At 75.1% G+C, this 14067-nt stretch carries 11 protein-coding genes; 7 read left to right on the forward strand and 4 right to left on the reverse strand.

The features are described from left to right. Positions 1-274: 274 nt before the first annotated feature. The 3 genes from ABTY61_RS24990 (at position 275) to ABTY61_RS25000 (ending at position 7519) form a co-directional block, all read left to right on the forward strand. Positions 275-3607, forward strand: a complete 3333-nt coding sequence (locus ABTY61_RS24990) for an ABC transporter permease (protein ID WP_350507282.1) — start codon at positions 275-277, stop codon at positions 3605-3607. Beyond that, on the forward strand, positions 3604-6417 hold the full coding sequence (locus ABTY61_RS24995) for a hypothetical protein (protein ID WP_350507283.1): 2814 nt from the start codon (positions 3604-3606) through the stop codon (positions 6415-6417). The genes ABTY61_RS24990 and ABTY61_RS24995 overlap by 4 nt, the downstream gene beginning before the upstream one ends. Positions 6418-6529: 112 nt before the next feature. Then, complete coding sequence (locus ABTY61_RS25000) at positions 6530-7519, forward strand: ABC transporter ATP-binding protein (RefSeq protein ID WP_350507284.1); 990 nt, start codon at positions 6530-6532, stop codon at positions 7517-7519. A 71-nt stretch (positions 7520-7590) separates the two neighbouring features. On the opposite strand, the gene ABTY61_RS25005 is transcribed toward ABTY61_RS25000, so the two are convergent. Beyond that, on the reverse strand, positions 7591-7773 hold the full coding sequence (locus ABTY61_RS25005) for a hypothetical protein (protein WP_350507285.1): 183 nt from the start codon (positions 7771-7773) through the stop codon (positions 7591-7593). A 151-nt stretch (positions 7774-7924) separates the two neighbouring features. Further along, positions 7925-9541 (reverse strand): AMP-binding protein, encoded by a 1617-nt coding sequence (locus ABTY61_RS25010; protein ID WP_350507286.1) that lies wholly within the window; start codon positions 9539-9541, stop codon positions 7925-7927. 241 nt (positions 9542-9782) lie between these two features. Here ABTY61_RS25010 and ABTY61_RS25015 point away from each other — a divergent pair, with 241 nt between their 5' ends. Then, positions 9783-10421: an AAA family ATPase gene (locus ABTY61_RS25015; protein ID WP_350507287.1), complete on the forward strand. Its 639-nt coding sequence runs from the start codon at positions 9783-9785 to the stop codon at positions 10419-10421. 3 nt (positions 10422-10424) lie between these two features. Here the strand turns inward: ABTY61_RS25015 and ABTY61_RS25020 are convergent, their stop codons facing one another. Continuing rightward, positions 10425-10589: a hypothetical protein gene (locus tag ABTY61_RS25020; protein ID WP_350507288.1), complete on the reverse strand. Its 165-nt coding sequence runs from the start codon at positions 10587-10589 to the stop codon at positions 10425-10427. Between the two features lie 214 nt (positions 10590-10803). Beyond that, complete coding sequence (locus ABTY61_RS25025) at positions 10804-11808, reverse strand: glycoside hydrolase family 113 protein (RefSeq protein ID WP_350507289.1); 1005 nt, start codon at positions 11806-11808, stop codon at positions 10804-10806. Positions 11809-11945: 137 nt separating this feature from the next. On the opposite strand from ABTY61_RS25025, the gene ABTY61_RS25030 reads away from it, so the two are divergent. The 3 genes from ABTY61_RS25030 to ABTY61_RS25040 all read left to right on the forward strand — a co-directional run bounded on the left by ABTY61_RS25030 (position 11946) and on the right by ABTY61_RS25040 (position 14038). Then, on the forward strand, positions 11946-12521 hold the full coding sequence (locus tag ABTY61_RS25030; RefSeq protein ID WP_350507290.1) for an O-methyltransferase: 576 nt from the start codon (positions 11946-11948) through the stop codon (positions 12519-12521). A gap of 30 nt (positions 12522-12551) precedes the next feature. Next, positions 12552-13112: a GNAT family N-acetyltransferase gene (locus ABTY61_RS25035; RefSeq protein ID WP_350507291.1), complete on the forward strand. Its 561-nt coding sequence runs from the start codon at positions 12552-12554 to the stop codon at positions 13110-13112. A gap of 173 nt (positions 13113-13285) precedes the next feature. After that, on the forward strand, positions 13286-14038 hold the full coding sequence (locus ABTY61_RS25040; RefSeq protein ID WP_350507292.1) for a thioesterase II family protein: 753 nt from the start codon (positions 13286-13288) through the stop codon (positions 14036-14038). The last annotated feature ends 29 nt before the right edge of the window (positions 14039-14067 follow it).

A 14067-nucleotide genomic window follows, 5' to 3' on the forward strand; every position in this document is an offset into this window, starting at 1 on the left:
CCGAAGTCATGAAGTGTGCATGGCATTTTGGAGGATCGTCCCCGGTGGGGATGTCACCAATGCAAGGAATTTGCTCATTGGTTACTTGATTCGCGCAAGTCCCTTCCGTTCCCGGATCGAATCTGACAGCATCGTCCGCTATCCGGCGACCGAATGCCGGTGATCACTGCGCCGGTACGCCCGTGGGGTGTTCGTCCGTGACCGATGAGGGTCCGGAACGGATCGACGGGTGGGGCCGGAACGCGACCGGGGATGCGACCGGGGGAGGAACTTGATGCTCGGCTTCGTCGTGCGCAGACTGCGCGGGCGACTGCCGCTGGCTGCTGCCGTCCTGCTGACGGTACTGATCACCACAGCGGTGCTGACCGCCTTGGTGACCTTCAACAGCGGTGTCGGCCGGGCCGGCCTGCGGCAGTCGCTCCAGGGTCCGGGCCACGCCCGGACCACGGTGGTGGTGACCGCGGAACACGGCCTCGACCAGCGGCAGAAGGACGAGGAGGCGCTCTCCTCCTACCGGCAGAAGCTCTTCGGCGACCTGCCTGTGCGCACTGACAGCCTGCTGCGCAGCCGCTCCTACGGCCTGCCGGGCGGCGACGCCGCGGCGGCCGGGAGCGCCGCGGCCGCCGGCTCACCGGGAGGAGCCCCGGCCGGCGCCCCGGCGGGCGGTCAGTCCAGCACGGCCAACGCGGATCTGACGGTCCTCGCCGATCTCGACCGCGCCCGGGTGAGCCTGGTCGCCGGTGCCTGGCCGGGCGCCGCCACCGGGCCCGTCAAGTCCGCCGTCCCGCAGGTCGCCGTCCCGCAGACCATGCTGGCCCGGCTCGGCCTCACCGCCCAGGCGCTGCCCGCGGACGTCCGACTCACCGACCGGCTCGACAGCACGCCGCTGACCGTCCGGGTCACCGGCGCCTACCGGGCGGTCGACCCGTTCGCCGGGTACTGGCGTATCGATCCGGTCGGCGGCCACGAGGTCGAGACCCGCGGCTTCACCACCTACGGCCCGATGATGGTCGATCAGAGCGCCTTCGCGGCAGGCGGCCTGCCGCAGAGCAGTCGCGGCTGGCTGCTCGACGCCGACTTCGCGGGCGTCGACCAGTCCACGGCCGAGGCCATCGGCGCCCGGGTCCAGCGCCTGGGCGACGACCTGCGGAAGACCGCCGGCCTCACCGCCACCACCGAATTCCCCGGCCTGGTCGACGAGTTGTCGGCCAGTCTGATGGTCGCCCGGTCCACCCTGCTGATCGGGGCCCTCCAGCTCGCCGTGCTCGCCGCGGCGGCCCTGCTGCTGGTCGTCCGGCTGATCTCGACCCGCCAGGAGCGGGAGAACGAGCTGCTCGCCGCCCGCGGCGCCTCCGGCGCCCGGCTCGGCGGCTTCACCGCCCTGGAGTCGGTGCTGCTGGCCCTCCCGGCCGCGGTGTTCGCGCCCCTGCTCACGCCGTTCCTGGTCCGTGTCCTGGCCGGCCTCGGCCGGTCCCACCAGATCGCCCTGGACACCCAACTGCGCTGGACGCTCTGGCCGGTGGCCGTGCTCTGCGCCCTCCTCTGCATCCTGCTGGCCACCGTGCCCAGCCTGCTGCGCGGCGCCGGGGCCGCCCTGCGCCGCCGGGCCGGCCGCCGCCAGGCGATGGTCTCAGGCACCGCCCGCAACGGCGGGGACCTCGCGGTGCTCGCCCTGGCCGTGCTCGCCTACCAGCAACTCGACCAGTACGGCGGCGGGTTGTCCACCGACTCGGCCGGCCGGCTCGGCGTCGACCCGCTGCTGGTCGCCACCCCCACCCTGGCCCTGTGCGCGGGAACCCTGGTGGTGCTGCGGCTGCTGCCCCTGGTCGCCCGGCTGGGCGCCCGGGTCGCCGCCCGGGGCAGCGGCCTCGGGCCGGCCATGGTCGGCTGGCAGCTGGCCCGTCAGCCCGCCCGGGCCACCGGACCGGTGCTGCTACTGGTGATGGCCGTGGCCACCGGGGTGCTCGCGCTCGGCCAGCACGCCACCTGGACCGCCTCCCAATACGACCAGGCCGCCTTCAACACGGCCGGCGGACTGCGCATCTCGGCCTCGCACACCGCGCCGATGGGCCAGGGCGGCCACTACGGCACGCTGCCCGGCGGCGACCGGCTGATCCCGGTGGACCGCGAGGACCAGGCGCTCTCGAACGGCAACGGGCAGATGCTCGCGGCGGACACCGCCGCCCTCGCCGACCGGGTCCCGTTCCGCGACGACCTGCTCGGCGGGACCGACCGGGCGAAGGCGTTCGGCACCCTCGCCCAGCCGGCGCCGACCGGCGCGAAGGCCGGCGTCACACTGCCCGGACGCCCGCTGCGGATCGACGCCGACCTGACCGTCCGGCAGGTGTTCGGCAGCGGCGCCCCCAACGCGCCGGCCCCGTCCCCGCCCGAGGTGACGCTGCTGCTGCGGGACCGCTTCGGTTACGTCCACAAGGCCCCGTTCGCCGATGTCCCGGCCGGCGGTGAGCAGCGTGTCTCGGCCCCGCTGAGCACGCTGGTCGGCTCCCCGGTGGGCTCCGTCGCCGCACCGCTGACCCTGGTCGGGGCGACCGTCTCGTACGGCGACCGGATCACGGGCGAGGTGACCGTCGGCCGACTGGCCGTCTCGGACAGCGTGGAGGGCCCCGCGGCCGACGTCCCGGTGCCGGCCGGCCTCTCCTGGAAGGGGGACGTGGTCGACGGACCGCCACTCAGGCCCGGGGCCGCGCCGCCGGTCACCGTACGGCCCGAACCGGCCGACGCCGGGCGGCTGTTCAGCATCGCCTACGCCGCGTCGAAGGTCCCCCTGCGGGCCGTCCTCGGCATCGCCGGAGCGGAGGTGCCGAGCGTCCTGACCGGCGTCGCGACCCAGGACTACCTGAAGCTCGTCGGCGCGTCGGTCGGCGACGTCGTCCGGGTGCCGTTCGGCGGGGCCGTCGTCCAGGTCAAGATCGCCGGCGTGGTCCAGGCCGTGCCGGCGACCGGGCGCAACGCACTGGTCGTCGACCTGGCGACCACCGCCCGGCTACTGGCGGCCCAGGGCCGCGTGCTGCCCACCCGTACCGAGTGGTGGCTGCCCGCCACGGGGCCGGGCGACCGCGCTCCGGCCGAGCTGGCCGCAGCCCTGCGGGCCGGCCCGGGCTCCCAGGACGTCCAGCTCTACGACGAGGTCGCCGACGGAATGCTCGGCGACCCGGTGGGCGCCGCCCCGCAGAACGCGCTGATGGCCATCGCACTCGTCACCGCCCTGCTCGCCGCGATCGGCTTCGTCGCCGCCGTGGCCGGCTCCGCCCACGAGCGCGCCCGGGACTCCTCGCTGCTGCTCGCCCTGGGCGCGCCGCGCAAGCAGGTGACCCGCACCGTCGCCGTCGAACAGGCGCTGCTGGTCGGACTCGGCGGGACGGTCGGGCTCGCCCTCGGCGCCCTGCTCGTCCACCTGATCGTCCCGTTCGTCGTCCTGACGCCCGCGGCCCACCGGCCGATGCCGGAGGCGCTGATCGAGCTGCCCCTCGGTCAGGCCCTGCTGTTCGCGGCCGCGATCGCCGTCGCCCCGCTGTTGTCGGCCTTCCTCATCGGACGCCGCCGTCGGGACGTGGCCAACCGGCTGCGCCACGTGGAGGAGATGTGACCACCCAGGCCGGCACCCGCGTGCCCACCCCCGACACCGCCCACCGCCCCGCGCGCTGGGTCCGCACCAGGCTGCGGGCGAGCCCGATGACCGCGCTGCTGATGGCGGCCCTCGCCTTCGCCACGGTCTTCCTGGCGGCGGCCTTCCCCCGCATCGCGGACCGGGGCGCGGACGCGGCGCTCCAGGCCTACGTCAGTCAGAAGGGCCTCAACCAGGGCAGCCTGAAGACCACCTCCAAGGTCCTCGACGACGATGACGCGGGCAAGCTCGACCGGGTGCAGCAGACCCTGGCCGAGGCGATCGGCCGTCAGCTGACGCCGGCCCCGTCGGGCCAGGCCTACGGTGCCCGCGCCCTGGGCGACCGCGGCATGGGCAATCCGGAGTACGTCCGGTTCTCGGAGCACCGCACCGACCCGGTCCTCGGTCTGCTCTACCTGCACGACCTGGCCGTCCGGGCCACCCTCACCGACGGCTCCTGGCCGACGCCCGGTGCCGTCGGCGGTCCGCTGCCGATCGTGATCAGCAAGAAGGCCGCCGAGACCATCCACATCAAGCTCGGTGACGTCATCGACAACGGCGTCGAGGGTTCGGGCGCCAAGCGGACCACCGTGGTGGTCGGCCTCTACCAGGTCAACGACCCCCAGGACCCGTTCTGGGACGATCTCGGCTGCCCGGCCCGCGCCTGCCTGAGGACCGACCCCGGGATGGAGCACTGGATGACCAGCGGGTTCGTCGACGGCGGCAGCCTGCCGGCGATGGCCCACTGGGGGTCGAACGCCGAGAGCTTCTGGCGACTGCCCGTCGACACCGCCTCGCTGCACGCCGACCGACTCGACCGCACCCGCGGTGTCCTCAGCTCCTTCCTGACCGGGCGCGACGCCACGGCGCTGGCCAACGCGACCGGGCGCGCCGACCTGCACACCAGTTCCAGCCTGCCCGACATCCTCACCCGCGCGGACGAGCGCTACCGGGCCTCGCTGCCGCTCAGCACGATCGGCCCGGCCGGCGTCGCGGGCGTCGCCACCGTGGTGCTGTTCCTGGCCGCGGCCCTCGGCACCGACCGGCGCACCGCCGAGATCAGGCTGCTCCAGGCCCGGGGCGGCTCCCTCGGCGGAGTGCTGCGACGGCTGGTCGGCGAGGGTGCGGTCACCGTCCTGCCGGCCGCTGTGCTCGCAACGGCCCTCGCCCTGGTGCTGCTGCCCACCCCCCGGTGGGACCGCTCGGTGCTGGCGGCCCTGGTCGCGACCCTGATCGCGCTGCTGGCCTTCCCGGCCCGTGCGGCCCTGCTGTGGGCACGCCGGCGGGCGGCCGGTGGCGGGCGGCGCCGACTGGTCGGCGAACTCGCCGTCCTGGCGGTCACCGTCGCGGCCGTGGCGGAGGTCCGTCGTCGGGGCGTCGGTACCGGCTCCGGGCTGGATCCGCTGCTGGTCGCCGCCCCGCTCCTGCTCGCCGTCACCGGCGGGCTGCTGCTGGCGAGGATCGAGCCGGTGGTGGTCGGCTGGCTGGCCGCCCTCGCCGGCCGGGGCCGCGGGCTGATCGGCTTCCTCGGCCTGGCCAGGGCCGCCCGCGACAACTCGGGTCGACGCAAGCCCTCCGTGCTGCCGCTGCTCGCCCTGCTGATCGCCGTCACCACGACCGGCTTCGGCGCCACGGTGCTCGACACCGTCGACCACGTGCGGACCCGCGCCGGGCGCATCGCCACCGGCGGGGACATCGGCGTCTCCCTCCCGGGCTACGCCGCCCTGACCGATTCGTTCACCAAGGCCGCCGGCGAGCTGCCCGGTGTCCGGGCCTCGACCGCGGTCTGGGTCGAACCCAGGGCCCGCATCCTCGGCGCCGACCAGACCTACTTCGAGGCCTACCTGGTGGAGGTGGTCGATCCGGCGGCGTACGCCGAGATCGCCCGGACCCTCGGGGCGGGCGAGTTCGATCCGGCCAAGCTGGCCGGGACGCCCGGCGGCCCGGACACCCCGGTGCCCGCGCTGGTCAGCCGCGACCTCGGCAAGCGCCTGGCCGAAGGGTCGTCCCAGGTGCGCACGCCCAACGGCAACGACCTGCGCCTCACCGTCGCCGCGACCGTCGGTGCCACCCCCGCGCTGCCGGACCCGGGCAAGCCGTTCGTCGTCGTCCCCGCCGGCCCCGCCTGGGACCGGGTGCCGGACGCCAAACGGGTGAACCAGTGGTTCGCCGTCGGCGACGTCGACCCCGAAGGCGTCAGGGCGGTGCTGCGGAACAACGGCGGTGCCCAGCCGACCGGTCTGGCCAAGCTGATCGCGGAGGACGCCGCGGCCGTCGGCAAGGCGACACACGGCCTGCCCGCCGGATACACGGTGCACAGCAGCCGGGAGACCGTCGCCGCGCTCGGCGACGACCCGCTGCAGCACGCCGCCGGGCAGCTGTTCTGGTACGCGGCCGCGGCCGGTGCCGGGTACGCCCTGCTCGCCGTGCTGCTGACGCTGTTCCGGGCCGCACCCGACCGCACGGCCCTGCTCGCCCGGCTGCGCACCATGGGCCTGCGGCCCCGTCAGGGGCTGGCGCTGATCGTCACCGAGGCGCTGCCGCAGACCCTCGCGGCGGCCGTCGGCGGCGGCCTGGTCGCGGTCGCGGCGGTCGCCCTGCTGGGCGGTGCCTTCGACATCTCGACCCTGGTCGGCGCCAAGGTCGGGGAGGTCATCACCCCCGTGCTGATGCCGGTGCTGCTGCCCACCGCGGGCCTGGCCCTGCTGGTCGGCCTCGGGGTGGTGCTGGAGACGCTGGTCGCCGGCCGGCGCCAGATCGCCACCGAGCTTCGGGCGGGGGAGCAGCCGTGACATCGGGACCAGCGGCACGGGCCGCGACAGTGCAGAACACCGGGAGCCGGCCGCGCGTCGGTACCGGCCGGATCAGCCGGATCAGCCGGACCGTCGAGACAGGAGACCAGCCGTGAAGAGCACCCCCCAGGAGCGGCCGACGGTCGAGGCCCCCAGCCTGCAGGAGCTGCGCCAGCGGGCCCTGGCCGCCGCCTCGCCCAAGGCGTACGGAGCGGGCGCGGCCATCGTCTGCGACCGGCTGGTCCGGATCTTCAGTGCCGAGGGGATCGAGGTCCAAGCGCTGCAGGGCCTGGAACTGACCATCCAGCAGGGCGACCTGGTCGCCCTGGTCGGTGCCTCCGGCAGCGGCAAGTCCACCCTGCTGACCATCCTCGCCGGGCTGGACGTGCCGACCGCCGGCACCGCCGCCGTCGCGGGCTGCGACCTGCTGGAGATGTCCGCGAAGGAGCGGCTGCGCTACCGGCGCGAGGTGGTGGGCTTCATCTGGCAGCAGACCGCCCGCAACCTGCTGCCGTTCCTGACCGCCGCCGAGAACATCGCCCTGCCGATGCAGCTGCGCGGCCGCCGGGCCGGGGCCGCCGGTTCGAAGCAGCAGGCCGCCCGGGTGGCCGAGCTGATGGAGGCGCTGGAGATCGGGAACCTCGCCCACCGGCGCCCCAACGAGCTCTCCGGCGGCCAGCAGCAGCGGGTCGCGATCGCGGTCGCGATGGCCAACAACCCGCCGGTGCTGCTCGCCGACGAGCCGACCGGTGAGCTGGACTCCGAGACCGCGGGGGTGATCTTCGAGTCCTTCCGCACCGTCAACCGGGAGCTCGGCACCACCGTCGTGATCGTCACCCACGACCCGATGGTCGCGGGCGAGGTCCGCCGCACGGTGGCCATCCGGGACGGGCGGACCAGCAGCGAGGTGCTGCGCCGCACCGTGACGGACGAGCACGGGGAGGAGTCGGTCAACGAGCGCGAGTACGTGATGCTGGACCGCACCGGGCGGGTGCAGCTGCCGGTCAAGTTCCTGGAGGCACTCGGCATGGAGCACCGGGTGGCGGTCGACCTCGCGGCCGATCACATCGAGGTCCGCCCGGACGACATCGCGGGGGGTTGACCGGGGAGCTGACTGGGGGCTGACCGGCGGGGGCTGATCCGTGGGAACCGACCGGCGACGGCGAGCCGGGCTCAGCCGTCGCCGCCCGTCCGAGGGAAGAGGCCGCTGCCCTCGGCATCCCTCCGGAGGTCGGGCGGCGCGGCGCCGCCGGCGCGCTCCCCCCGGGAGGGGGAGGTGCAGCGGGCGAAGACGAGCAGGGCACCGGCCGCCACGGCGAGGATGCCCACTGCGGTCAGGACGCGTAGCCAGGTCAAGGGAGTGCCTCCTGGGGACGGTGCGAGGGAGCGCCGCCGTGGTGTATCGGCAGCTCGGCCCGCACGGTCGAGTCGCCCACGGTCGGTTCTTCCCGCCGAGCGCCGCGCAACAGGTGGCCTGCGCGGGCGCTCGAAGCACCGCAGGGGCGCGTCACACCACCTCGCGCGCCCCCGAGGCGGTGGCGGTCTGCCCGGTCCTCCCGGTCGGTTCGGACTGCCCGGTCCGTCCGGTCGGTTCGGTCCGTCCGGTTCTCCCAGTCCTCGCGGTCCGTTCCTCGGCCAGGGCGTGCAGGGTCGGCAGGTCGGGCTTGCCGAGCCCGTTCAGCGGGATCGCCGGGAGGACCAGGACGGTGTCCGGGGCGCATCGGGCGTCCCCGTGCTCGCGGGCCCAGCGGCGCAGCTGGTCCGCCGTCACCCGCGCGTGCGGCGCGACGGCGACCGCGGCGTGCACCTGCTCCAGGCCGTCCGGGTCGGTGGCGGTGAACATCACCGCCTCGCGGACGTCCGGGTGGGTCCGCAGCGGCTCCTCGACCTGATGGGGGAACACATTGTGCCCCTCGACGATCGCCATCGAGTCCCGCCGGCCCGCCACCGTCAGATAGCCGGCCGCGTCCAGGCTGCCCAGGTCGCCGGTGTGCAGCCAGCCCTCCCGCAGTACCCGCGCCGTCAGCTCCGGGTCCCGCCAGTAGCCGGCCATCGCGGTCGGGGTGCGGACGCAGATCTCCCCCGTGCGGCCTGGCGGCAGCGGCGCGCCGTCCTCGTCCAGGATCCGCACCTCGGTGTCCGGGTACGGGCGCCCGGCGGTGGTCAGCAGCCGCGGGTCCAGGTGCTCGTCCGGGCTCAGCCGGGCGACCGGCCCGCACTCCGTCAGGCTGTACGTCTGGTGCAGCACCCGGCCCAGTCGCCGGGTCGCCTCCGCCAGCCGGCGCGGCGAGGGGGAACACCCGGTGTAGCCGACCCGGCGCAGGCTGCCGGTGTCCGTCGCGGCCGGCAGCGGGTGGTCCAGCAGCCGGTAGAGCAGGTGCGGCGGCAGGTACATCCGGGACACCCGGTGCCGCTCCACGGCCGCCAGCACCTCCTCGGCGGCGAAGCCCTGCTGCAGCACCACCGTGCCCCCGGCCGCCAGGGCGAAGTCGGCGCTGGTACCGCCGCCGTGGCTGAGCGGGGTGCAGAGCAGGAAGCACGCGCCGGACAGCAGTGCGGGCCGGGGCGGGCGGGCGAAGCGGCGCAGCACGCCCTTCGGCCGACCGGTGGTGCCGCCGGTGAACCGGACGGCCATCACGTCCTCGGGGAGGCAGCGCGGCTCCAGCGGGGCGGGGGAGCAGGCCGCGGCGAGCTCCAGCAGGTCCGAGCCGAAGGTCGCCGGGCCGAGGGAGAGCGAGCCCGCGGCGGGCAGCGCCCGCGCCACCGCCCCGGCCGCGGCGGCGTACCGCAGCGGGTCGAAGACCAGCGCGTCGGTCTCCGCGAAATCGGCCAGCGCCACCAACTCGGCGACCGGGAGGTCCGGGTACGGCATGGCCACCCGGCAGCCCAGCAGATTGGCGGCCAGCCGCACCAGCAGTGCCTCCGGAGTGTTCCCGGCGAGCACGGTGACGCCGTCCCCGCGCCCGAGCCCGGCCCGCTCCAGCGCGCGGGCCGTCCGGTGCACCCGCTCCAGGCACTCCCGGGCGGTCAGCACCGCCCCGGCGTGGTGCAGGGCGGGCCGCTCCGGATCGCGGGCCAGCCCGTCCAGCACCAGCTCGGTGTACGTCCGACCAGCCTCTGACATGCCCGCTCTCCCCGTATTTGACGAAGCGTCAGCCTAGTGGGTGGCGGCACCACGGACGCGCGGCGGTGGTCCGGGCCGCGGCCGCCCGGGACCTGTGTGGTCGTGGAGCGCCCGGATCTGCGGCGGCGTCCCGCGGGCGCACCTGGGCATCGGCCCGCCCTGCGCACCCGTCGGCGCGCTCGCCGATCTTGTTAGGGTCGGTCGGACGCAAGGACGGACGGGGACGGGGGCAGGGGGAGCTGTGGGCGGCGGGGTGGGGGCGGCGGTGGTGGCGCCGCGCGGGGTGCTCGACCTGCGGGGCGAGGCCGGGGCGCGGTTCGTCGCCAGGTACCCGGCCGGGGCCGTGGTGGTGGTGTCGGGCCTACCGGGGGCCGGCAAGAGCACCCTGCTGCGCCGCTGGGCGGCCACCGGGGAGGCCGCGACGGTGGACCCGCGGACCGTGCACGAGGCCTGCGAGGCGGTGATGCCCGTGCGCCTGCCGTACGCGGTCTACCGGCCCTGGGCGCGGCTGGAGCACTTCCGGCTGCTCCGCTCCTCGGTGCGGCGCGGCGGCCCGCTGCTGGTGCACGACTGCGGCAGCCGCGCCTGGATGCGCCGCTGGCTGGCCCGGGAGGCGGCCCGGCAGGGCCGGGAACTGCACCTGGTGCTGCTCGACGTCGGCACCGCCACCGCCCTCGACGGCCAGCGGGCCCGCGGACGGCACGCCTCCGTCCGGGTCTTCGCCCGTCACCACCGGGGCCTGACACGGCTGTCGGCGGCGTTCACCCGGCACACGCGGTCCGGTGGGCCGCTGCCCACCCCGGAGGCGGCGTCCGTGCTGCTGCTGGACGCCGTCTCCCGGTCGAGGGCGGAGACGGTCGCCTTCGGGGCGCAGCGCTGAGGCTCAGTGGCGCGCCCGGCGCTCCGCCTCCGCATGCCACCAGTCGGGCGGGCTCGGGCCGTTGACGACGGCGGACGGTCGGTCGGGGTGGAGCCCGAGTGGGCGCAGGGCGTCGGCGGCCACTCCCGCCTCGATCCAGCACTGCCGGCCGCCGTCCGGCGCGCGCACCTGGCGCGCGCTCCAACGGATCTCCTCCGCCGGGAAGGGCGTCCTGTCGAGGCCCCGGTCACGCAGTCAGGTGCGGACGGCGGCGGCGGGGGTGGGGCGGCCGGTCCGGTTCCGGTACGAGGCGATGGTGATCCACTCGGTCATGGCGTCGAGCGTACTGCCGGCCCGGCCCGGCCCGGCCCGGCCAGTCCCGGCAAGTCCCGGGTGGGCCCGGTCACTCCGGGGCGGGCGCGTAGGCCCGGGCGACGGCGGTGAAGGCCGCCTTGGGCGTGGCGCGGCCGTCCGGCCAGGAGCGGACCAGGCCGTAGCCGACCGTGTCGAGGTCCTCGGACGGGTCGTCGGACGCCGGGTAGGCGGGTGTCACGTAGGTGAAGACGAAGGCGCCGGCCAGTCCGACGGCCGTGAACAGGTCGAGCAGCGAGGTGAGTTCAGCGGCCTGGGCCGCCTCGTCGCGGACCAGGCCGGGGTGCGGCCGCCGGGTGCCGTTCGAGCGGTCGACGAGGGTCCAGGCCCGGCTGCCGTGGTCGGCGGCCCCGGTGAACGCCGCGCAGCCGAACTCGGCCGCGACCACCGGCTTCCCCTGCTCGTGCAGCGCCGCCAGGGCGGCCCGGAGGGTGTCGGCGTTGCCGGCGTCGCGGTAGGCGTCGACGGCCACCAGGTCGAACGGCGCCCAGTCGACGTCCTCCCAGAGCCCGGCGGCGTAGGTGACCGGACCGGCGAAGTGCTGCCGTGCTGTGGCGACCGCCTCGGCCGGCAGGGCGTTGAACCGGACCGGCGGCGGGCCCGCCGCGAAGAACTCCGGCGGCCAACCCATCGGGTCCGCGAGCGCGGCCAGTCGGGCGGCGATGTCCTCGCCGGGTACCAGCCCGGCCATGAAGACGCTCAGCTCGCAGCCGACGACCAGGGTGACGTCCCCACCCGCACGGTGGAGGTCCCCGGCGACCTCGGACGCGGCGGTGATCAACCCGAGGGTCGTCGCCCGGTCGGCGTTCGGCGCCATCGGGGAGAGCCAGACCGCCAGGCCCAGTCCGACGGCCGTCTCCGCGGCCGACTGCAGCCTGGTGAGGTCGTCGCCGGTGATCCGTACCGCCGTGCAGTGCAGTTCACCTGCGATGACGGCGAGTTCGCGCTCCAGCGTCGCCCGGGTGAGCTCCGGACGGGTGGTGGAGCCGTCGACGGTCGGGGTGCCGGTGTCGTAGGCGATGCCCTTGATCTTCACCTCGCCAGTGTGCCCGGGAGGTGGCCGGCCGCCCGACCCGGGGCTGGTGGAACACGGCATGATGGTCCGTCCGGAGCCGGAGCCGGAGCCGGAGCCGGAGCCGGAGTCGAAGCCGGAGTCGAAGGGGATGGGGGCGGATGGCGGACGACGTGGAACGGAGCGTGCCCGAGCGGGTGTTGGCGGCCGAGCGGGGCGCCGCCCGGCTGGGGTTCGGCAAGAGCTGCACCCGTGAGGTCGGTCGGCTGCTGGCGTTCGCCGCCGCGACGAAACCGGGCGGGACGGTCGCCGAGAGCGGCACGGGCGCGGGCGTCGGCACGGCCTGGCTTCGCAGCGGGCTCGGCCCGGGCGGGCGACTGGTCACAGTGGAGCGGGACGGGCAACTCGCTCAGCAAGCAGTGGAGTTGTTCGCGGACGACGAGCGGGTGCGGGTGCTGCACGGGGACTGGCGGCTGCTGGAGGAACACGCGCCGTTCGACGTGTTCTTCTGCGACGGCGGCGGCAAGCGCGACGACCCCGACCGCGTGGTCGAGCTGCTCGCCCCCGGCGGCCTGCTGCTCATGGACGACTTCACACCCTCGCCGCAGTGGCCGCCCCGTTACGGCGGTGGGGTCGACCAGCTGCGCCTGCACTATCTGACGCACCCGGCGCTAGAGGCGAGCGAAGTGCTGACCACGCCGGGCAGTTCGGCCGTCCTGGCGGTGCGGCGGGCCTGACCGCGGCGCCGTGGCGGGGATGATGGGCGGATGGTGACGATCGAGACCTCCCGGCTGATCCTGCGGCGCTGGCGCGAGCGCGACGTGCCGGTGATGGCCGAGGTGAACGCCGACCCCGAGGTGATGCGGTGGATCGGCGACGGGAAGGTCCTCAGCCCGGAACGGACCCGCGCGGCGATCGAACGGATCGAGCGGCTCTGGGACACCGAGGGCTTCGGGCTGTTCGCGGTGGAACTGCGGGAGACAGGTGAACTCGCCGGGTTCACCGGCTTGTCGGTGCCGTCCTTCCTGCCCGAGGTGTTGCCCGCCGTCGAGATCGGCTGGCGGCTCGGCCGGCCCTTCTGGGGTCGGGGCATCGCCACCGAGGCGGCGACGGCGGCGCTGCGGTTCGGCTTCGAGAGCTGCGAGTTGGAGCGGATCATCAGCATCGCGCGGATCGGCAACACCGCCTCCGAGCGCGTCATGGCCAAGCTCGGCCTGCGGGCCGAGCGCGAGGCCACCGTCCCCGGCAACGGCACCGCCGTCCGTGTCCATGAACTGACCCGCGCGCGGTACCCCGCACGACGGCCCGGGCCGGGCGGGCCGTGCTGAGGCGGGGCACCGGCCGGGGCCGGCAGCCCGGGCAGCGGCCTGGAAGCAGGACCGGTGCGCGGGCAGCCGGAGCGCCGGAATCCGGGCCGCCGACCGCAACCGCGCCCGATGGTGGGTGCGCACTGCGAGACTGGGGTGAGCAGAGTCCGTCACGGAGAGAGGTCACACCCCGCATGCCCAGCAGCGCCGCCGTCGACAACCCGTGGTTCCGCCGGTTCAACCCGTCCGACTTCGCTCCCGCCCGGATCGTGATCTTCCCGCACGCGGGTGGATCGGCCAGCTACTACATGGATTACGCCAACGCGCTCGCGCCGTACGCCGATGTGCTGGCTGTCCAGTATCCGGGCCGGCAGAACCGATTCGCGGAGCCGACGATCGACTCGGTGCCGGACCTCGCCGAGCAGGTCTACCAGGAGCTGCGCGGGTGGGTGGACCGTCCGATCCTCTTCTTCGGGCACAGCATGGGCGCGGCGGTCGCGTTCGAGGTCACCCGCCGCTTCGCCCGTGACGGCCTGGCCGGGCCGGAGCGGCTGTTCGTGTCGGCCGGCCGCGCGCCCTCGCTGCCCCGGGACACCGCGGTGCACCTGATGTCGGACGCCGGCATGCTGGCGGAGATCGTCCGGCTCGGCGGCACGGACGAGCGGATCCTCGATGTGCCGGCCCTGCGCGAGCTGATCATCCCGTCGCTGCGGGCCGATTACACCGCCATCGAGACCTACCAGGTCCCGGCGGACGTCGTCGTGCCGCAGCCGATCACCGCGCTGGTGGGGGAGACCGACGCCAATGCCACGGTGGAGCAGGTCGCCCAGTGGGAGCGGCACACCAGTGGCGGGTTCAGCCTGCGGGTGTTCCCGGGCGGGCACTTCTACGTGGCGGAGCAGGTGGACGCCGTGGTGCGGCTGCTCACCGCGCACCTGCGCGGCTGAGGCGGCAAAGGCCGCTCGCGAACCGCCGC

The sequence above is a fragment of the Kitasatospora sp. NPDC096128 genome (genome assembly GCF_040303105.1).
Taxonomy (GTDB): domain Bacteria; phylum Actinomycetota; class Actinomycetes; order Streptomycetales; family Streptomycetaceae; genus Kitasatospora.